The organism is Streptococcus sp. HMSC076C08 (genome assembly GCF_001810825.1).
Classification (GTDB): domain Bacteria; phylum Bacillota; class Bacilli; order Lactobacillales; family Streptococcaceae; genus Streptococcus.
On the sequence record NZ_KV802723.1, the window covers coordinates 66026 to 87005 of the forward strand.

The 20980-nt window shown below is 41.8% G+C and carries 16 protein-coding genes, 1 tRNA gene and 1 riboswitch; of the genes, 14 read left to right on the forward strand and 3 right to left on the reverse strand.

Features of this window, described 5'->3' with window-relative positions:
* Positions 1-11: 11 nt before the first annotated feature.
* Entirely contained in the window at positions 12-836 is an 825-nt protein-coding gene (locus tag HMPREF2766_RS03485; protein WP_000359006.1) for a DNA/RNA non-specific endonuclease, read from the forward strand.
* 135 nt (positions 837-971) lie between these two features.
* Positions 972-2303: a hemolysin family protein gene (locus HMPREF2766_RS03490; RefSeq protein WP_070567757.1), complete on the forward strand. Its 1332-nt coding sequence runs from the start codon at positions 972-974 to the stop codon at positions 2301-2303.
* Positions 2304-2450: 147 nt separating this feature from the next.
* On the opposite strand, the gene HMPREF2766_RS03495 is transcribed toward HMPREF2766_RS03490, so the two are convergent.
* Positions 2451-2521: transfer RNA gene (locus HMPREF2766_RS03495), tRNA-Cys, on the reverse strand.
* A 298-nt stretch (positions 2522-2819) separates the two neighbouring features.
* Here HMPREF2766_RS03495 and HMPREF2766_RS03500 point away from each other — a divergent pair.
* From HMPREF2766_RS03500 to HMPREF2766_RS03520, 5 genes are all read left to right on the forward strand, one after another.
* Positions 2820-4799: a peptide ABC transporter substrate-binding protein gene (locus HMPREF2766_RS03500; RefSeq protein WP_070567760.1), complete on the forward strand. Its 1980-nt coding sequence runs from the start codon at positions 2820-2822 to the stop codon at positions 4797-4799.
* A 66-nt stretch (positions 4800-4865) separates the two neighbouring features.
* Positions 4866-6362 carry an ABC transporter permease gene (locus tag HMPREF2766_RS03505; protein WP_000759891.1) on the forward strand — a complete coding sequence of 499 codons (1497 nt, stop codon included), beginning with the start codon at positions 4866-4868 and terminating at the stop codon, positions 6360-6362.
* Entirely contained in the window at positions 6362-7288 is a 927-nt protein-coding gene (gene oppC / locus HMPREF2766_RS03510) for an oligopeptide ABC transporter permease OppC (RefSeq protein WP_007522372.1), read from the forward strand. The genes HMPREF2766_RS03505 and oppC overlap by 1 nt, the downstream gene beginning before the upstream one ends.
* A gap of 8 nt (positions 7289-7296) precedes the next feature.
* Positions 7297-8364 (forward strand): ABC transporter ATP-binding protein, encoded by a 1068-nt coding sequence (locus tag HMPREF2766_RS03515; RefSeq protein WP_070567761.1) that lies wholly within the window; start codon positions 7297-7299, stop codon positions 8362-8364.
* A gap of 10 nt (positions 8365-8374) precedes the next feature.
* Complete coding sequence (locus HMPREF2766_RS03520; RefSeq protein ID WP_001291308.1) at positions 8375-9304, forward strand: ATP-binding cassette domain-containing protein; 930 nt, start codon at positions 8375-8377, stop codon at positions 9302-9304.
* A gap of 89 nt (positions 9305-9393) precedes the next feature.
* On the opposite strand, the gene HMPREF2766_RS03525 is transcribed toward HMPREF2766_RS03520, so the two are convergent.
* Positions 9394-10833, reverse strand: coding sequence for a TrkH family potassium uptake protein (locus HMPREF2766_RS03525; protein WP_070567763.1), 1440 nt, complete (start codon positions 10831-10833; stop codon positions 9394-9396).
* A 3-nt stretch (positions 10834-10836) separates the two neighbouring features.
* Positions 10837-12186: a Trk system potassium transporter TrkA gene (gene trkA, locus HMPREF2766_RS03530; RefSeq protein ID WP_070567765.1), complete on the reverse strand. Its 1350-nt coding sequence runs from the start codon at positions 12184-12186 to the stop codon at positions 10837-10839.
* A 399-nt stretch (positions 12187-12585) separates the two neighbouring features.
* Between trkA and HMPREF2766_RS03535 the strand changes: the two genes are divergently transcribed.
* From HMPREF2766_RS03535 to HMPREF2766_RS03565, 7 genes are all read left to right on the forward strand, one after another.
* Complete coding sequence (locus HMPREF2766_RS03535) at positions 12586-13089, forward strand: tRNA (cytidine(34)-2'-O)-methyltransferase (protein ID WP_049479473.1); 504 nt, start codon at positions 12586-12588, stop codon at positions 13087-13089.
* 40 nt (positions 13090-13129) lie between these two features.
* Positions 13130-13347: riboswitch (FMN riboswitch) on the forward strand.
* A 153-nt stretch (positions 13348-13500) separates the two neighbouring features.
* Complete coding sequence (locus tag HMPREF2766_RS03540; protein WP_049519742.1) at positions 13501-14064, forward strand: ECF transporter S component; 564 nt, start codon at positions 13501-13503, stop codon at positions 14062-14064.
* Positions 14054-14704 (forward strand): phosphatase PAP2 family protein, encoded by a 651-nt coding sequence (locus tag HMPREF2766_RS03545; protein ID WP_049519741.1) that lies wholly within the window; start codon positions 14054-14056, stop codon positions 14702-14704. The genes HMPREF2766_RS03540 and HMPREF2766_RS03545 overlap by 11 nt, the downstream gene beginning before the upstream one ends.
* A 272-nt stretch (positions 14705-14976) precedes the next feature.
* The gene (gene pheS / locus HMPREF2766_RS03550; RefSeq protein ID WP_070567856.1) at positions 14977-16023 is read left to right on the forward strand and encodes a phenylalanine--tRNA ligase subunit alpha; all 1047 of its coding nucleotides are present in this window, start codon (positions 14977-14979) and stop codon (positions 16021-16023) included.
* Positions 16024-16141: 118 nt separating this feature from the next.
* Positions 16142-18547: a phenylalanine--tRNA ligase subunit beta gene (gene pheT / locus HMPREF2766_RS03555; protein ID WP_070567767.1), complete on the forward strand. Its 2406-nt coding sequence runs from the start codon at positions 16142-16144 to the stop codon at positions 18545-18547.
* A 250-nt stretch (positions 18548-18797) separates the two neighbouring features.
* Complete coding sequence (locus HMPREF2766_RS03560; protein WP_070567769.1) at positions 18798-19691, forward strand: ABC transporter ATP-binding protein; 894 nt, start codon at positions 18798-18800, stop codon at positions 19689-19691.
* A complete protein-coding gene (locus HMPREF2766_RS03565; RefSeq protein WP_070567771.1) occupies positions 19688-20887 on the forward strand; it encodes an ABC transporter permease in 1200 nt (399 codons plus the stop codon). The genes HMPREF2766_RS03560 and HMPREF2766_RS03565 overlap by 4 nt, the downstream gene beginning before the upstream one ends.
* The last annotated feature ends 93 nt before the right edge of the window (positions 20888-20980 follow it).

Genomic DNA, 20980 nt, shown 5'->3' on the forward strand with positions numbered 1-20980 from the left:
TAAGGAGAAAAATGGACAAAAAAACAAGACAAGCTCTGATAGGGTTACTTCTATTCTTACTCTTGGCTGCTGGAAGCTACTATATCAAGCAGATGCAGACAGCGCCAAACTCCCCTAGAACAAAGGTTAGTCAGAAAAAACAAGCTTCAGAAGCTCCCAGTCAGGAGCTTGCTGAAAGTGTCTTAACTGAGTCAATCAAAAACCAAATCAAGGGTAATCTCGAGTGGAATGGAGCAGGGGCCTTTGTTGTCAATGGCAATAAAACCAATCTAGATGCCAAGGTTTCTAGCAAACCCTATGCGGATAATAAAACAAAGACAGTTGGAAAAGAAACAGTCCCGACTGTTGCCAATGCCATCTTATCCAAAGCGACTCGGCAGTATAAGAACCGTGAAGAAACAGGCAACGGCTCAACCTCCTGGACGCCACCAGGATGGCATCAGGTCAAGAATCTAAAGGGAGCCTATACACATGCAGTTGATAGAGGACACCTGCTGGGCTATGCCTTGATAGGTGGATTGGATGGTTTTGATGCCTCTACTAGCAATCCCAAGAACATTGCAGTCCAGACAGCTTGGGCAAACCAAGCACAGGCTGAAGATTCGACAGGTCAGAACTACTATGAGAGTTTGGTCAGAAAAGCCTTGGACCAAAATAAGAGGGTCCGTTATCGGGTGACGCTCCACTATGCGACAAATGAGGACCTAGTTCCATCGGCTTCACAAATCGAAGCCAAGTCTTCAGATGGCGAATTGGAATTCAATGTCCTAATCCCCAATGTTCAAAAGGGAATCCAACTTGATTACCAAACGGGTCAAGTAACAGTGATAGATTAGAAACAATAGATACTATAAAAACAGCTCCTTTGTCTTCTATAGGCAGGGGAGCTGTTCTTTAAATGAAAAATAATGTGAATCCTGATGGATTTTATGATATAATGGAACACAAGATACTATTTTAGGAGAAGGACTATGGAAGACCCGAGCAGTCAGAATTTGTTGCTACAGTTTGTATTGTTATTTATCTTGACCTTTTTAAATGCCTTTTTCTCAGCCACCGAAATGGCTATGGTGTCACTAAATCGTGCCCGAGTAGAGCAAAAAGCAGAAGAAGGAGACAAACGTTATATCCGTTTGTTAAAGGTACTTGAAAACCCTAATCACTTTTTATCAACGATTCAAGTTGGTATCACCTTGATTACGATCTTGTCTGGGGCCAAATTGGCGGATACCCTTGGACAAGTGATTGCATCTTGGATGGGAAGCGGAGAGACGGCTTATGCCATTGCAAGTTTTTTATCTTTAGCGTTTTTGACCTACATCTCTATTGTTTTTGGGGAACTCTATCCTAAGAGAATCGCTCTAAATCTGAAAGATAACTTGGCCATCCGAACCGCACCAGTCATTATTGGTTTGGGGAAAATTGTCAGCCCCTTTGTTTGGCTTCTGTCGGCTTCAACTAATTTGTTGAGTCGTGTGACGCCAATGACCTTTGATGATGCTGATGAAAAGATGACACGTGATGAAATAGAGTACATGCTCACCAATAGTGAGGAAACTTTGGATGCAGACGAAATCGAGATGTTACAAGGGATTTTCTCTCTAGATGAGCTGATGGCGAGAGAAGTCATGGTTCCTCGGACGGATGCCTTTATGGTGGATATTCAGGATGATAGTCAAACCATTATCCAAAGTATTCTAAAGCAAAATTTCTCACGTATCCCTGTTTATGATGGGGATAAGGACAATGTGATTGGTTTGATTCATACCAAGCGTTTGCTAAACGCTGCCTATGCAGATGGTTTTGAAAATATTGTCTGGAAGAAGATCTTACAAGATCCACTCTTTGTTCCTGAAACTATTTTTGTGGATGACTTGCTAAAAGAATTGCGAAATACCCAAAGACAAATGGCCATTTTGCTCGATGAATATGGTGGTATGGCTGGTTTGGTAACTCTGGAAGATCTTTTAGAAGAGATTGTCGGTGAGATTGATGACGAGACCGATAGGGCAGAAATCGAAGTTCATCAAATCGGTGAGGACACCTATATTGCACAGGGAACCATGAATCTTAACGACTTCAATAACTACTTTGGTGTCGAACTAGAAAGCGATGATGTGGATACCATCGCCGGTTATTATTTGACGGGTGTTGGTACGATTCCAACAACTGAAAAAATCAGTTATGAACTGGTCAGTCAAAACAAGCAAATCGTCCTGACCAATGATAAGGTGAAAAATGGACGTGTTACCAAGGTAAAAGTTCAAATCACAGAACTAGAACCTGAAGAAGAAACAGAATAAAGCAGTGACTTGAGTCACTGCTTTATATTTACCCAAATTCGCCCCAAAAGTTTTCCAAAGTTATCCGTACTTATCTGAAGAAAAAATAAAAAAAGCCCGATTTTACGGGCTTTTATTTGGTTGATTCCTGTTCATTCAGGTATTGAAAGGCGGTAGACGGATTTGAACCGACGATCAAGCTTTTGCAGAGCCGTGCCTTACCACTTGGCTATACCGCCTCAACGTTTATTATTATACCTTGAAAATCATTTCCCGTCAATAGTTTCTTATTCTAAAATCCAATTTAAGAAAACAGATGATGATCGAAGAAGTGAGAAAAAGCCTTTAAAAATCCTCTTCTGAAGAAGATCAGACTAGAAAGTATTTCTTGCAGAAACAAACAAAGAATGCAAGAATTTTGACAAATAGAAGTTTTTTGAGGAAATGCGCCTAAATATTCTGAAAATTCGTTTACTTTTTAAAAAATATATGTTATAATTTCCAATAAGCCTAAATTTTTCAAGAGGAGTTAAAAACATGAAAAAAAGTAGAGTATTTGTTGCAGCAGGTGTTGCTTTATTAGCAGCAGGAGTACTAGCTGCTTGCGGTTCTTCAAAATCATCTGATTCAACAGCGCCAAAAAATTATGGCTATGTTTATACAGCTGATCCAGAAACATTGGATTACCTCATTTCAGGGAAACAAAGTACTAAGGTTGCCACTTCAAATGGTATCGATGGTCTCTTCACGAATGATAAATATGGAAATTTGACTCCTGCAGTTGCAGAAGACTGGTCAGTTTCACAAGATGGTTTGACTTATACCTACAAGATTCGTAAAGGTGTCAAATGGATGACATCTGATGGAGAAGAGTACGCTGAAGTAACTGCCAAAGACTTTGTAAATGGTTTGAAACACGCAGCAGATAAAAAATCAGCAGCTAAGTATCTAGCAGAAGATTCAGTTAAAGGTCTATCTGACTATATTGCTGGAAACAATAAAGATTTTGCTTCAGTCGGTGTAAAAGCAGTTGATGATTATACCCTTGAATACACTTTGAATAAACCAGAGCCATACTGGAACTCTAAGTTGGCCTACTCAATCTTCTGGCCATTGAACGAAGAATTTGAAAAATCAAAAGGGGCTGACTTTGGTAAAGCAACTGACCCTACATCATTGCTTTACAATGGACCATTCTTGCTGAGAGGTTTGACTGCTAAGTCATCTATCGAATTTGTGAAGAATGAAAACTATTGGGATAAAGACAATGTTCATATCGATAAAGTAACCCTTGCTTTCTATGATGGGTCAGACCAAGAGTCAATTGAACGTAACTTTACAAGTGGAGCTTATAGCTATGCTCGTCTTTACCCAACAAGTTCAAACTACTCTAAAGTAGAAGAGACTTATAAAGACAACATCTACTACACTCCATCAGGACCTGGTATCGCTGGTTTGGGTGTGAATATTGATCGTCAAGGTTACAAATACACTTCTAAGACAACTGATGAAGAGAAGACTTCTACCAAGAAAGCCCTTCTTAACAAAGACTTCCGTCAGGCCTTGAGCTTCGCCTTTGACCGTACTTCTTACTCAGCACAAATTAACGGTAAGCAAGCTGCCCCTCTTGCAGTTCGTAACCTCTTTGTGAAACCAGACTTTGTCTCTGCAGGCGAAAAAACTTTCGGTGACTTGGTAACTGAAAAGATGGCTGCTTATGGTGATGAGTGGAAGAATGTAAACTTTGCGGATGGTCAAGATGGACTCTTCAACGCCGATAAAGCCAAAGCTGAATTTGCCAAAGCCAAAACTGCATTGGAAGCAGAAGGTGTGAAATTCCCTATCCACTTGGATATTCCAGTAGATCAATCATCTAAAAACTATATCGCACGTATTCAATCTTTCAAACAATCCGTTGAAACAGTACTTGGCGAAGATAATGTAGTTATCGATATCCAACAAATCACTGCAGATGAACTACAGAATATTACTTACTACGCAGCTAGCGCAGCAGCAGAAGATTGGGACCTTTCAGGTGCTGTTGGATGGAACCCTGACTATGAAGATCCATCAACTTACCTTGATATCTTGAAAACAACAAATGCTGAACAAACAAAAACATACATGGGTTATGAAGGTGCAGATAATGCTGCAGCGGCTCAAGTTGGTTTGAAAGAATACGATAAGCTAGTTGATGAAGCAGCTAAAGAAACCAACGACTTGAATGTTCGTTATGAAAAATATGCGGCTGCCCAAGCTTGGTTGACAGATAGCTCTCTCTTTATTCCTGCTATGTCTGGTAGCGGAGCTGCACCAATCATTTCTCGTGTTGTGCCATTCTCTGCATCATACAGTCAATCTGGAGATAAGGGATCAGACGTATACTTCAAGTATATTCAGTTACAAGATAAGGTTGTAACAAAAGCTGATTATGAACAGGCTCGTGAAAAATGGCTCAAAGAGAAAAAAGAATCAAACGAAAAAGTTCAAAAAGAATTGGCTAATCACGTTAAATAAATAACTCTCAAGAGAACTTTCTCTCCATGAGGAGAAGGTTCTTTTGGGATTTTAAAAGGAAACGATATGAAGAAATATATTTTTATGCGTGTATTGCGTTCATTGTTGTCTATTTTCTTGGTGACAACTTTGACCTACACAATTATCTATACGATGGTTCCTCGAAAACTGATTTTCAAGCAGGATACCAACTATAACAAGATTGCAACGACACCGGATAAGCGGGATAATTATGAAAATACCGTTTATGAACGGATGGGCTATATCGAGTACTACGATACCAAAGAGTTGCAAGAAAGAGCGAGTACAATGGACTCATCTGTAACAGTGGATGCCAATGATACCAATAAGGCAATCTACGAAAAATACATCAACCAACTAGGAAATGGTTGGACACTCGGTGTGTTCTCAGAAAGTGGTCAATTCTATGCTACGCGTGAAATTCCAATTTTTGAACGTGTTTTCAAATTCTATGCGAACTTGATTGATATTGATCATCCAAACAAAATTCAAGACCCTGAAAATCCAAACTTGCAACGTTATCTTCGTTTTGAAAATGACCCTGCTATCGGTTGGTCATTGGTTGGTTCAGGTACAAAACACAAATACCTTTTGTATTTCAACAATCAATTCCCATTTGTACACCAAAACTTTGTGAACATTAACTTGGGAGATTCTTACCCAACTTATGCAAACACACCAGTGCTTCAAGTTATCACACAAGGTCAGGGACAAACTAAGACATCAGAAGTTCAATTCCCTACAGGTAAAAAGACTTCATCTGTAGATATTTACTCTCGTACTTACAAATCTCCAAGTCAAGCAGATGCGCGTGAAGTAGCCAACTATGGTAAAGACGATCCATATACAGCTACAGAAAGCAATTATCAATATCCTTCAATGATCGCAAGCTCAGCGGTTGCTGGTTTGATTGGTTTGATTATTTCGTATGCGATTGCGATTCCACTTGGATCTGCTATGGCTCGCCACAAGAATACTTGGATTGATAGCTTCTCGACAGGTGCCCTTACCTTCTTGCTTGCCCTTCCAACGATTGCCTTGGTTTATATCGTGCGTTTGATTGGCTCATCTATTGGTCTGCCTGATTCATTCCCTATCTTGGGGGCTGGAGATTGGCGTTCATATGTCTTGCCAGCAGTCATTCTAGGTTTGTTGGGTGCGCCAAGTACAGCTATCTGGATTCGTCGTTACATGATCGACTTGCAATCTCAGGACTTCGTTCGTTTTGCTCGTGCAAAAGGTTTGTCTGAAAAAGAAATTTCAAATAAACACATCTTTAAAAATGCCATGGTTCCTTTGGTTTCAGGTATTCCTGGTGCCGTAATCGGGGTTATCGGTGGTGCAACATTGACAGAAACAGTCTTCGCTTTCCCAGGTATGGGTAAAATGTTGATTGACTCTGTTAAGGCATCAAATAACTCAATGGTAGTTGGTCTTGTCTTCATCTTCACATGTATTTCTATCTTCTCACTCTTTGTAGGAGACATCTGGATGACCATGCTTGACCCACGTATTAAATTGACAGAGAAAGGAGGCAAATAATGTCAACAATCGATAAAGAAAAATTTCAGTTCGTAAAACGTGACGATTTTGCCTCTGAAACAATTGATGCTCCTGCCTATTCATACTGGGGTTCTGTATTTAGACAATTTCTAAAGAAAAAATCAACAGTCATTATGTTGGGGATTTTGGTTGCCATTATCTTGATGAGCTTTATTTACCCAATGTTCTCAGATTTTGACTTCAACGATGTAAGTAAGGTCAATGACTTTTCTGCTCGTTTTATCAAACCCAATGCTGAACATTGGTTTGGTACAGATAGTAATGGTAAATCCTTGTTTGATGGGGTTTGGTTTGGTGCGCGTAACTCTATCCTCATCTCTGTAATTGCAACTTTTATCAACCTTGTAATTGGGGTTATTGTTGGTGGAATCTGGGGAATTTCAAAATCCGTTGATCGCGTCATGATGGAAGTTTATAACATTATTTCAAACATTCCATCTCTCTTGATTGTCATTGTCTTGACTTACTCAATTGGTGCTGGTTTCTGGAATTTGATTTTTGCCATGAGTGTGACAACTTGGATTGGGATTGCTTATATGATTCGTATCCAAATCATGCGTTACCGTGACTTGGAATACAACCTTGCTTCTCAAACACTTGGAACACCAACCTTTAAAATCATTGTTAAAAACATCATGCCGCAATTGGTATCTGTTATTGTTTCTACAATGACCTTGATGTTGCCAAGCTTCATCTCTTATGAAGCCTTCCTTTCCTTCTTTGGATTGGGATTGCCTGTAACAGTGCCAAGTTTGGGACGTTTGATCTCAGATTACTCACAAAACGTTACGACCAACGCTTACTTGTTCTGGATTCCGTTGACAACCTTGATCTTGGTATCCCTATCTCTTTTCGTTGTTGGTCAAAACCTAGCGGATGCTAGTGATCCACGTACACATAGATAGGAGTAGACATGATAAAAGGAAAAAATGTAATTTTGACTGCTCGTGATATTGTCGTGGAATTTGACGTTCGTGACAAAGTTCTGACGGCTATCCGAGGGGTTTCTCTGGACCTGATTGAAGGAGAAGTTCTTGCCTTGGTAGGTGAGTCTGGTTCTGGTAAATCTGTTTTAACAAAAACCTTTACAGGGATGTTAGAAGACAATGGACGTATTGCCCAAGGAAGCATCGACTATCGTGGACAAGACTTGACCGCTCTTACTTCTAACAAAGAATGGGAGAAGATTCGTGGTGCTAAAATTGCGACCATCTTCCAAGACCCTATGACAAGTTTGGATCCAATCAATACAATCGGTAGCCAAATCACTGAAGTGATCATTAAACACCAAGGGAAAACAGCTAAGGAAGCCAAAGAGATGGCAATCGACTATATGAACAAGGTCGGAATCCCAGATGCTGAAAAACGTTTTGATGAGTATCCTTTCCAATATTCTGGAGGGATGCGTCAACGTATCGTTATCGCGATTGCCCTTGCCTGTCGTCCAGATATCTTGATCTGTGACGAGCCAACAACAGCTCTTGATGTAACCATTCAAGCGCAAATCATTGATTTGCTTAAAACATTGCAAAATGAGTACCACTTTACCATTATCTTTATCACCCATGACCTTGGTGTGGTAGCAAGTATTGCCGATAAGGTGGCGGTTATGTATGCTGGTGAAATTGTAGAATACGGTACTGTTGAGGAAGTCTTCTACGATCCTCGTCATCCATATACTTGGAGTCTCTTGTCTAGCTTGCCACAGCTTGCTGACGATAAAGGAGAATTGTACTCTATCCCTGGAACACCACCGTCTCTTTATACTGAGTTGAAAGGTGATGCCTTTGCCCTTCGTTCAGATTATGCGATGCAAATTGACTTTGAACAGAAAGCACCTCAGTTTTCAGTCACTGATACCCACTGGGCTAAGACTTGGTTGCTTCATGAGAATGCTCCTAAAGTTGAAAAACCTGGAGTCATTGCAGATTTGCATGACAAGATTCGTGATAAAATGGGCTTTGCTCATCTAGAAGACTAGGAGGAAGGAAATGTCTGAAAAATTAGTAGAAATTAAAGATTTAGAAATTTCCTTCGGTGAAGGAAGTAAGAAGTTTGTCGCGGTTAAAAACGCCAACTTCTTTATCAACAAGGGAGAAACATTCTCTCTTGTAGGTGAGTCTGGTAGTGGGAAAACAACGATTGGTCGTGCCATTATTGGTTTAAATAATACTAGTAAAGGTGAGATCATATTTGATGGTCATAAAATTAATGGGAAAAAATCTCATAAAGAATCATCAGATTTGATCCGTCGCATCCAGATGATTTTCCAGGACCCTGCAGCTAGCTTGAATGAGCGTGCGACAGTTGACTATATCATCTCTGAAGGTCTTTACAACTATCACTTGTTTAAAGATGAAGAAGATCGAAAAGAAAAAGTTCAAAAGATGATTCATGAAGTTGGGCTTTTGAAAGAACACTTGACCCGTTATCCACACGAGTTTTCTGGTGGTCAACGTCAACGTATCGGGATTGCCCGTGCCCTTGTGATGGAACCTGATTTCGTTATTGCGGATGAGCCAATTTCAGCCTTGGATGTATCAGTGCGTGCGCAGGTCTTGAACTTGCTCAAGAAGTTCCAAAAAGAGTTGGGCTTGACCTATCTCTTTATCGCGCATGACTTGTCAGTTGTTCGCTTTATCTCAGATCGTATCGCGGTTATCTATAAGGGGGTTATCGTCGAAGTGGCGGAGACAGAGGAGTTGTTTAACAATCCTGTCCACCCATACACTCAAGCACTTCTATCTGCTGTACCGATTCCAGATCCAATCTTGGAACGCAAGAAGGTCTTGAAAGTTTACGATCCTGACCAACATGACTATGAGACAGACAAGCCATCTATGGTAGAAATTCGTCCAGGTCACTATGTTTGGGCCAATCAAGCAGAACTTGCTCGTTACAAGAAAGCTCTTAAAGAATAAACAAATTAGGAGAGGACCGAAAGGTCTTCTCATTTTTTATAGAAAAATTTCCCCTTCTACTAGCTTGTAAAAGGGGAATTGTATTATCATTAGCGTTTAGACCAGGTACGTCTCATAAAGAGTAGCAAAATTGGGTAAATCTCTAAGCGACCTGCGATCATTGCAAAGGAGAGGAGGATTTTAGAGATGGGACTAAAGATGGAAAAACTCGAGGTTGTACCTAGAATAGGTCCGATATTGTTAAAACAGCTGAAGACCGCACTGGTCACGACTAGAAAATCATTGCTATCAAGACTGACGATAAAGATGAGAGAGAGAATGATCATCATATAGATAGCAAAATATTTAAGAATCTTGTGCTGGGTATCCTTATCAATCACAGTTTTATTGACGTGTAGAGTCAAAACACGGTGAGGAGATAAGGTGGACAAAATCTGATTTTTTGCGATTTTAGAGAGGATAAGTCCTCTGATCACCTTAAGACCACCTGCAGTTGAGCCTGCTGATCCACCGATTCCCATGAGGAAGAGGAGGATAAATTGGGAGAAGAGGGGCCAGTTGGTAATATCTCCGTAACCAAAACCTGTTGTCGTGATGATGTTGGAAACCTGGAAGAAGGCCATTTCAACACTTTTAGAGACACCTTGGTAGAGGTGGAGTGTATTAAGCGTAATCAAGCCTGTAGAAACTAGGACAATGATGATATATGCTCGTAGTTCTTCATCTCCAAAGAAAGCCTTAACCCGACGGAGCATGAGGTAGTAGTAGAGATTGAAGTTAACCCCAAAAACCAACACTCCGATACTAACTAGATAGGTGATGAGTGAGCTACCGTAGTGGGCAATTCCGTCGTTATAGACGGTAAAGCCCCCAGTTCCTGCTGTTCCCATAGCGATGACAAAACTATCATAGAGGGGCATGCCTGCTAAGTAGTAGATAACCACAAAAAGGGAGAAGAGAGCCAGATAAAGCAGATAGAGAATTTGGGCAGTGTTTTTTAGCTTGGATACGACCTTGCCAAAGACAGGTCCAGGGACCTCAGCCTTCATCACCTCCAAGTGGCTATTCTTAGCATTGTCCATAATGGCAAGTGCAAAGACGAGTACCCCCATCCCTCCGATCAAGTGGGTGAAACTTCGCCAGAAGAGGAGGGAACGAGTGAGAACGGAAACATCGTTCAGAATAGTTGCTCCTGTAGTTGTAAATCCAGAACTGATTTCAAAGAAGGCATCGATAATGCTGGGGATTTGTCCTGAAAAGACAAAGGGGAGGCCACCAAAGAAAGACCATAGAATCCAACAGAGGGCAACAATTAAGACTCCTTCCTTGGCATAAATCCGTTGATTTTTCGGTTTCCGTAAAACACCTAGACCACCAAGAAGGACTAAAATTCCAATCGTAGAAAAGAGAGCGATAAATACTTGACTGGATTCTTGGTAATAGATCGCTACACTAACAGGAACTAGGAGGAGAACAGCCTCAATCAAGAGAAGTTTTGAGAGGAGGTAACGAATCATACTTTTATTCATTTTTTACCTCTCAATCAAATCATAAATTTTGGTGATGTTTGGCAATAAGGTCGTCACGAGTAACTTGTCTCCCACCTCAAGCATATCCTCTCCAGTAGGGAAGATTGTTTTTCCTTTTCGGATAATGGCTGCAATGAGAACCCCTTTTTTCAATTTCAACTGTGATAGAGGTTTGGCAGTCATTTTATTAGCTTCCTTGATTTGGAATTGGAGAGTTTCAATTTGACCGTTTGCTAGATGGTGCATGGCTTGAAGATCTGAATACTGAGCGTTTACTCGACCACGGATAAAGTGCATAATGGTATCCACTGCGATGCTTTTTGGTGTGATAATACTTGAAAAATCAGGCGCGTGGATAATCTCTAAAAGGCTTGTTCGGTTGACCTTGGTGATATTCTTATGGACGCCAACTCGGTCAAAAAACATAGAGGTGATGATATTTTCCTCATCAACCCCAGTCAAGGTTGCGACTGCATCATAGTGGGGAGCACTTTCTTCCAGCAAAATGTCTTTTGCAGTTCCATCTCCTTGGACAATATAGAGATTGGGGAACTTTTCGCTGAAGAAACGAGCTCTTTCAGGATTGATCTCGATGACCTTGGTATCAATGCGACTGTCTTTTAAAATGCCGAGTAGATAATAAGCAATCTTTCCAGCTCCAACGATAAGTAAGCTTTTCACTGCACGAGATTTAAAATAGTTATGGAAAAGCATCATATCTACACGATTTCCCGTAACAAAAATCCTATCCTTGTCTTGGATAATAATATCACCACTTGGGATCATCAGTTGATGATCTCTCTCCATAGCACAGACAATAATATTCCCAAACTTTTTACGGAAGTCTGAGATTGGCATTTGACAAAGACCGCTAGAATCCTTGACAACAAATTCCATGAGACTGACCCGACCTCCGGCAAATCGTTCGACAGAGAGGGCATTAGGGAAATCAATGATATTTGAGATCGCACGCGCTGCTAGGAGTTCTGGGTTAACGATAAGTGAGAATCCAAGAATATTTTTCTCTTTAAAATAGGCATTGGAGTATTCAGGATTTCGTACCCGAACGATGGTTTCTTTAGCGCCCATTTTCTTAGCAAGTACCGCTGAAATCATATTCACTTCATCGTATTCGGTTAGAGCAATAAAGATATCACACTCTTGAACACCGGCTTGCTCCAAGATGGCAAAGTCAGCACCATTTCCAAGGAGACCTATGATATCATAGCGACTGACAATGTGATTGAGGACAGCCTCATCTTGTTCGATGAGGACAACGTCATGGTTTTCTGCAACCAGTGAACGACAGAGGGCGAAACCAACTTTCCCTCCACCAACAAGGACAATTTTCATATAAAAAACCTACTTTTTCATGATGTAACTATCATACCCTTTTTTAGCAAAAAATGCACTTGCTAAGGCGATTTTTAGGGGAAGAAAGACTTTTTTCAAGTTTTGAAGCTACATTTGTTTAACTTCTATGACAATGTCTCTGATTTGAAGTGATTTGGCTCTTTTGCCATACCTTTTCAGAAAGGAATGACCAAACATGAAAATATCATCAAAAAAAGTAAAAAAATCAAGTCGTTTCTATTGACAATGATTCTGAAAGTGTTATACTAAGGAAGTAGTTTCGCTGATTTACTTCAAACCTGTTGTGAGGTAAGTTAACGACGCCTTAACCACGCTGTTTGCTGAGCTTGACTCCGGGCAGTGTGGCTATTTTTTTGCAATGATAAAAGGAAACCCGTCATGACAAATCACATTGTATTATTCGAGCCTCAGATTCCACAAAATACAGGTAACATTGCGCGTACTTGCGCTGCGACCAATTCTCCCCTCCACATCATTAAACCAATGGGCTTTCCCATTGACGACCGAAAGATGAAGCGGGCTGGTTTGGATTACTGGGATAAGCTTGAGATTTATTTTTATGACAGCTTGGAAGATTTCATGTCTCAGATGAAAGGACAAGTCTATCTGATTTCGAAATTTGCTGAGAAAGTGTATTCTGAGGTGGATTTATCGACTGACGAAGACCATTATTTTCTCTTTGGACGTGAAGACAAGGGCTTGCCCGAGGACTTTATGCGAGACCATCCTGAGAAGGCTCTCCGTATTCCTATGAACGATGAACACGTTCGCAGCCTCAATGTTTCGAATACCGTATGCATGATTGTTTATGAAGCCCTCCGCCAGCAGAACTTTGCAGGTCTTGAGCTTGTTCACACCTATGAAGCAGATAAATTGAAATAATCAAAACGCTTGCACTTGCAAGCGTTTTTTGTTATGATTAAAGGGTCTTCAGGGCTGGGTGTGATTCCCGACCGGCGGTGACTTTAACTAGCTATTCTGGCTTACTCTTCGTTGTCTTGTCTCGATATACTCAAGTATTATCTTCGACTGCGACGCCTAGATTAATCCAAAATATCTTAGTTAAAGAAGTCCGCGAGCGCAAGCTGATGTGGTGCGATTCCACAACCGACAGTATAGTCTGGATGGGAGAAGACGAAAGAATGGCTTTGTCTGTTCTGATGAGTTTATAGATGAATTGCAACCGCTTGCTCAAAAGAGTGAGGGGGAACTTTTGGGATATAAAAAGTGAGAATAGATAGAGGGATCCTTTCCAACTTCTTCTGATTTTATAGAAAATTGGAGGAACCTGTTATGACAAACACACGTCGACTTTCGACCATTGCGATTTTATCAGCCATTTCATTTGTGCTGATGTACTTTGACTTTCCGCTCTTGCCAGCGGCGACCTTCCTCAAGATCGAGTTTAGTATCTTGCCAGTCCTTGTGGGCTTGGTGGTCATGGATTTGCCAGCTGCTCTCGGGATTCTCTTGTTGCGATCACTCTTGAAGTTGCTTCTCAATAGCCAGGGAGTGAATACTTACATTGGCTTGCCAATGAATATCGTAGCTCTGGGAGTTTTTGTTATCGTCTTTGGTTTGATTTGGAAAAAGGAACGCAGCACCCTTCGTTTCCTACTAGCATCTCTAGCGGGAACTATTGGATTGACTTCTGCCATGTTGGTTCTCAACTATGTCTATGCGGTTCCTTTATACGCGCAGTTTGCCAACTTTGATATTAGAGAAATTATAGGACTTTCTAACTACTTGATGACCATGGTTTTACCTTTTAACCTGATTGAAGGTTTAATCTTTGCCGTTTCATTCTGGTTGTTATACGTCCTCTTGAAACCAACCTTAAAACATTATGAGAGATAAACAAACATTTTTAATGAAGGGCAGTTTTGCCCTTTTACTTTTCGTCCTTCTTGGCTATATGGTTAAGTTCTATCCTGAAACGCTGGTCGGTTTTGATCAACCGCTTCAGACTGCCCTTCGTGGGGATTTGCCAGATTATTTAACGGTTCTGTTCCGTGCCCTTACGCATTTGATTGATATCCCAGTAATCATTACCTGGGTTGCCATCGCAGCCTTTATCTTTTATCGTAAGCAGTGGAAGATAGAAAGCTACTTCATGGCGGGCAATCTAGCCTTAGCCGGTCTTTTGATTGTGACCTTTAAAAATATTTACCAGCGCCCACGACCAGCTATCTTACACTTGGTAGAGGAGAAGGGATTTTCCTTCCCAAGCGGGCATTCTCTGGCAGTGACGCTGATGGTAGGGACTTTGATTGTCATTCTCAGTCAACGGATTAAAGATCCGGTTTGGAGAAAAATTGTGCAAATCGTCCTTGGGGTCTACCTAGTCAGTGTGCTGCTATCTCGGGTCTATCTGGGAGTTCACTATCCATCAGATGTTCTTGCCAGTTTCTGTGTGGGCTTGGGAGTCTTGTTTATCGAATTTCCTTTCTATGACAAGCTTCGCTTCCAATGGCGATTTAAAGGCAAGCAGAAGTGAGATAGGTCTTGCAAGAATGGTAAAAATCTGATAAACTAAGTAGTAATTGAATAGGAATCCGCAAGACTAGTAACTCAAGGGAAGTATATCAGGGAGGAGAGCCGTGACTGCAAGCTCTCTATATGAAAGCTGGGTGAATTCACTTGCGCATGGATTTAGAAATGAAGGTCTGACTTGTCAGATGAAAACGGATGGTACCGCGTGTCAACGCTCCGAGTGGAGTTTTTGGCATGTGGTTTTCTTTTTATCTACGAGAGACTGATGGAGGAATTATGTCAACTATTGAAGAACAATTAAAAGCGCTTCGCGAAGAAACGCTGGCTAGCTTGAAGCAGATTACTGCTGAAAATGAAAAAGAGATGCAAGACTTGCGTGTTTCTGTCCTTGGTAAAAAAGGGTCGCTTACGGAAATCCTTAAAGGGATGAAAGATGTCTCTGCTGAGATGCGTCCAATCATCGGGAAACATGTTAATGAAGCTCGTGATGTTTTGACGGCAGCCTTTGAAGAAACAGCTAAGCTCTTGGAAGAAAAGAAAGTCGTAGCTCAACTAGCTAGCGAGAGCATTGATGTGACACTTCCAGGTCGCCCAGTTGCGACTGGGCATCGTCATGTCCTCACACAAACCAGTGAAGAAATCGAAGATATTTTCATCGGGATGGGGTACCAAGTCGTGGATGGTTTTGAAGTGGAGCAAGACTACTATAACTTCGAGCGTATGAACCTCCCAAAAGATCACCCAGCTCGCGATATGCAGGACACTTTCTATATCACAGAAGAAATCTTGCTCCGTACTCACACGTCTCCAGTTCAGGCGCGTGCTATGGATGCTCATGATTTTTCAAAAGGTCCTTTGAAGATGATCTCACCGGGGCGTGTGTTCCGTCGTGATACGGACGATGCAACCCACAGTCACCAGTTCCACCAAATCGAAGGATTGGTTGTTGGGAAAAACATCTCTATGGCAGACCTTCAAGGAACCCTTCAGTTGATTGTCCAAAAGATGTTCGGTGAAGAGCGTCAGATCCGTCTGCGTCCATCCTATTTCCCATTCACAGAGCCATCTGTTGAGGTGGATGTTTCCTGCTTCAAGTGTGGTGGAGAAGGCTGTAACGTATGTAAGAAAACAGGTTGGATCGAGATTATGGGTGCCGGTATGGTTCACCCACGTGTCCTTGAAATGAGTGGAATCGATGCGACTGTTTACTCTGGCTTTGCCTTTGGTCTTGGTCAAGAGCGTGTCGCTATGCTCCGTTACGGAATCAACGATATTCGCGGATTCTATCAAGGAGATGTCCGTTTTTCAGAACAGTTTAAATAAGATTGAAACCTGAAACACAGTCTAGTTATTTTCTCTTGATGAGAATGGTGAGGACTGACTCAAAGAAAAAGAAAGGAATTGAAAAGGTCTTATTCTGTGAGATCTTACAATCAGAATTATGCTTGTATCTTATAAATGGTTAAAAGAATTGGTGGACATTGATGTGCCATCACAAGAGTTGGCTGAGAAAATGTCAACTACAGGGATTGAGGTCGAAGGTGTCGAATCACCAGCTGCCGGTCTCTCAAAAATTGTCGTCGGTGAGGTCTTGTCTTGCGAAGATGTGCCAGAAACACACTTGCATGTCTGTCAGGTTAACGTTGGCGAAGAAGAAGCCCGTCAGATCGTTTGTGGTGCCCCAAATGTGCGTGCTGGGATCAAGGTCATGGTAGCTCTTCCAGGAGCTCGTATTGCTGACAATTACAAGATCAAAAAAGGGAAAATCCGTGGTTTAGAGTCACTTGGAATGATCTGTTCGCTTGGTGAATTAGGTATTTCTGACTCGGTCGTACCGAAGGAATTCGCAGATGGTATTCAAATCTTGCCTCAAGATGCAGTACCAGGTGAGGAAGTCTTCTCATATCTAGACTTGGATGATGAAATCATCGAACTTTCTATCACACCAAACCGTGCAGACGCTCTATCTATGCGTGGTGTGGCTCACGAAGTAGCAGCTATCTATGATAAGGCAGTTAACTTTAAAGCATTTACCTTAACAGAAACAAATGAATCTGCAGCAGACGCCCTTTCTGTAGGCATTGAGACAGACAAGGCGCCTTACTATGCGGCCCGTATCTTGGATAATGTGACCATCGCACCAAGTCCACAATGGTTGCAAAACCTTCTTATGAATGAAGGTATCCGTCCCATCAATAACGTTGTAGACGTGACCAACTATATCCTACTCTACTTTGGTCAACCGATGCATGCCTTTGATTTGGATACCTTTGAAGGCAATGACATCCGTGTGCGTGAAGCACGTGCTGGTGAAAAATTGGTGACCTTGGACGGTGAAGAACGTGACTTGGAAACAAATGACTTAGTTATCACTGTCGCAGACAAGCCAGTAGCCCTTGCAGGTGTCATGGGTGGTCAAACAACAGAAATCTCTGAAAATTCTAGTCGTGTTGTCCTTGAAGCAGCTGTCTTCAATGGCAAATCCATCCGCAAGACTAGCGGACGCCTCAACCTTCGTTCTGAATCATCTTCTCGCTTTGAAAAAGGTATCAATGTGGCAACTGTTAACGAAGCCCTTGATGCTGCGGCGAGCATGATTGCGGAACTTGCAGGTGCGACTGTGCGTAAGGGTATCGTTTCAGCAGGAGCGCTTGATACTTCTGATGTAGAAGTTTCTTCGACTCTGGCTGACGTTAACCGCGTCCTTGGTACGGAGCTTTCATATGCTGATGTGGAAGATGTCTTCCGTCGTCTTGGCTTTGGACTTTCTGGAAATGCTGAAGCCTTCACAGTCAGCGTACCTCGTCGTCGTTGGGATATTACCATCGAAGCGGACCTCTTTGAAGAAATCGCCCGTATCTATGGTTATGATCGCTTGCCAACTAGTCTTCCAAAAGATGATGGTACAGCTGGTGAATTGACTGCGACACAAAAATTGCGCCGTCAAGTTCGTACCATCGCTGAAGGAGCAGGTTTGACAGAAATCATCACCTACGCTCTGACAACGCCTGAAAAAGCAGTTGAGTTTACGGCTCAACCAAGTAACCTTACAGAACTCATGTGGCCAATGACTGTGGAACGTTCAGTCCTCCGCCAAAATATGATCTCAGGTATTTTGGATACAGTAGCCTATAACGTGGCTCGTAAGAACAAAAATTTGGCTCTTTACGAGATTGGAAAAGTCTTTGAACAAACAGGCAATCCAAAAGAAGATTTACCAAATGAAATCAACAGCTTTGCCTTTGCTTTGACAGGCTTGGTTGCAGAAAAAGACTTCCAAACAGCAGCAGTTCCAGTTGATTTCTTCTATGCTAAGGGAATCCTTGAAGCGCTCTTTACTCGCTTGGGACTAGAAGTGACTTATACAGCAACAGCTGAGATTGCTAGCCTTCACCCAGGACGTACGGCCGTGATTTCACTTGGCGACCAAGTTCTTGGTTTCCTTGGCCAAGTGCATCCAGTTACTGCCAAGGCTTACGATATCCCAGAAACTTATGTAGCGGAGCTCAACCTTTCAGCCATTGAAGCTGCCCTTCAACCAGCTGCTCCATTTGTGGAAATCACCAAATTCCCAGCAGTCAGCCGTGACGTGGCTCTACTCCTCAAGGCAGAAGTCACTCATCAAGAAGTTATAGACGCTATCCAAGCTGCAGGCGTGAAACGTTTGACAGATATCAAACTCTTTGACGTCTTCTCAGGCGAAAAACTGGGAGTTGGCATGAAGTCAATGGCCTATAGCTTGACCTTCCAAAATCCAGAAGATAGCTTAACAGACGAAGAAGTCGCACGCTATATGGAAAAAATCCAAGCATCACTCGAAGAAAAAGTGAATGCAGAAGTGCGTTAATAGTCTAAAATCCATCCCTCGGGGTGGATTTTTAGTTTCAAAAGGACAGTTCAGAAGAGAAAAGCGATAGTTGAGGAGGAAGCCATCTCAGAAAGTCTTTAATGAGTTATACTAAAGCTATCGCTGAAGCACTTAAATTTATTAGAGATAGGATACTTTTGCTACTTATAATCCGATAAAATGGACATAAATCGTTGTAAAGGCTATCAAAAAGGAGTATAATAAGTGCAACATATCTCGGAGGTGGAAAATGTTAGAAGTAAGAAATCTAGAGAAAAGTTTCGGTCCCAAGCAAGTCTTGTTTGGTGTCGATTTTCAGGCAAGTCCAGGAAGGATTCTGGGCTTGGTCGGGAAGAATGGTGCTGGGAAAACAACGATTTTCCACAGTATGTTGAAATTTTTAGAGTATCAAGGAGAGATCAGTCTGGATGGGCAGGAGATTCGTCAGGAAACCTATGCTCGGATTGGTTATCTGCCTGAGGAACGCAGCCTTATGCCCAAGCTGACAGTCCTTGAACAAGTTCGCTATTTGGCGACTCTAAAGGGCATGGATGCCAAGGAAGTCAAGGAAAAACTCCCCCAATGGATGGAGAAATTGGAAGTGAAGGGCAAATTGACCGACAAAATCAAGAGCCTTTCCAAAGGGAATCAGCAGAAAATTCAGCTCATTATCACCCTAATCCATGAGCCAGACTTGATTATCTTGGATGAGCCTTTTAGTGGTTTGGATCCAGTTAATACCGAGTTACTCAAACAAGTCATCTTGAAAGAGAAAGAGCGCGGTGCAATCATTATCTTTTCTGACCATGTCATGACCAATGTCGAGGAGCTTTGCGATGATATCCTGATGATTCGTGATGGGCGTGTAGTCTTGCACGGACCGGTCCAAGAAGTTCGCAATCAATACGGGAAAACGCGTCTCTTTGTTTCAAGTGAACGAAGCAAGGAAGAATTGGAAAATCTTCCTCATGTCAAACAGGTGAGCTTGACCAAGCAAGGCAGTTGGAAATTGATCCTAGATGATGAGAGCGCTGGAAGAGAACTCTTCCCAATCCTCACTCAAGGTCAATACATCGCGACCTTTGACCAACAAGCTCCAACAATCGATGAAATCTTTAAACTAGAATCGGGGGTGGAAGTATGAGAAATATGTGGGTTGTAATGAAGGAAACCTATCTTCGACATGTCAAGTCGTGGAGTTTCTTCTTTATGGTGATTTCGCCGTTCCTCTTTTTAGCCTTATCTGTAGGAATCGGCTTTCTCCAAGGGTCTTCTATGGCCAAGAATAGCAAGATAGCAGTAGTAACAACTGTGCCATCTGTGGAAGAAGGGCTCAAGGGTACCAATGGTATCAACTTTGATTATAAGGATGAAGCCAGTGCCCAGGCTGCTATCAAGGATGAGAAAATCAAGGGTTACCTAACCATTGACCAAGAGGACAGTGTCCTCAAGGCCGTCTATCATGGTGAAACTTCTCTTGAAACAGGCATCAAACTAGCAGTAACCAATAAGTTAAATGAACTGCAATACCAACTCAATCGTTCGGCAGCCAATTTGTCTCAAGAACAGGAAAAACGTCTGAGTCAAACCGTTGATTTTACTGAGAAGATTGATGAATCTAAGGAAAACAAAAAAATTGTTCAAACCATTGCGGCCGCAGGGCTTGGCTTCTTCCTTTATATGATTTTGATTACCTATGCTAGTGTCACTGCTCAGGAAGTGGCTAGCGAGAAAGGAACCAAAATCATGGAGGTGGTATTCTCTAGTATCCGAGCTAGTCATTATTTTTACGCTCGCATGCTGGCTCTGCTTCTTGTGATTTTGACTCATATTGGCATTTACGTCGTGGGTGGGCTGGCTGCCATTCTGCTCTTTAAAGACATCCCTATCTTGGCACAATCTGGAATTTTAAATCATCTAGGAGAGGCCTTCTCGCTCAATACCTTATTGTTTGTCTTGGTTAGCCTCTTTATGTACGTTGTTTTAGCAGCCTTCCTAGGATCTATGGTTTCTCGCCCTGAGGATTCAGGAAAGGCCTTGTCGCCATTGATGATCTTGATTATAGCAGGATTTGTCGGTGTGACCTCTCTAGGTGCTGCTGGGGATAATTTAGTTCTGAAAATTGGTTCCTATATTCCTTTCATCTCGACCTTCTTTATGCCATTTAGAGCTATAAATGGGTATGCGAGTGATTTAGAAGCCTGGATTTCACTTGCCATAACGGTTGTTTTTGCGGTCACTGCAACAGCCTTTATCGGACGCATGTATGCTAGTCTAGTCCTTCAAACAGATGATTTGGGAATCTGGAAAACCTTTAAACGTGCCTTAGCTTATAAATAGGAGAGCCTCGCAAAAGCGAGGTTTTTCTAGATGTTAAACACTGAAATCGGCAAAAATATTTTTCATATCTATTGACTTTTAGTAGTAAAATTT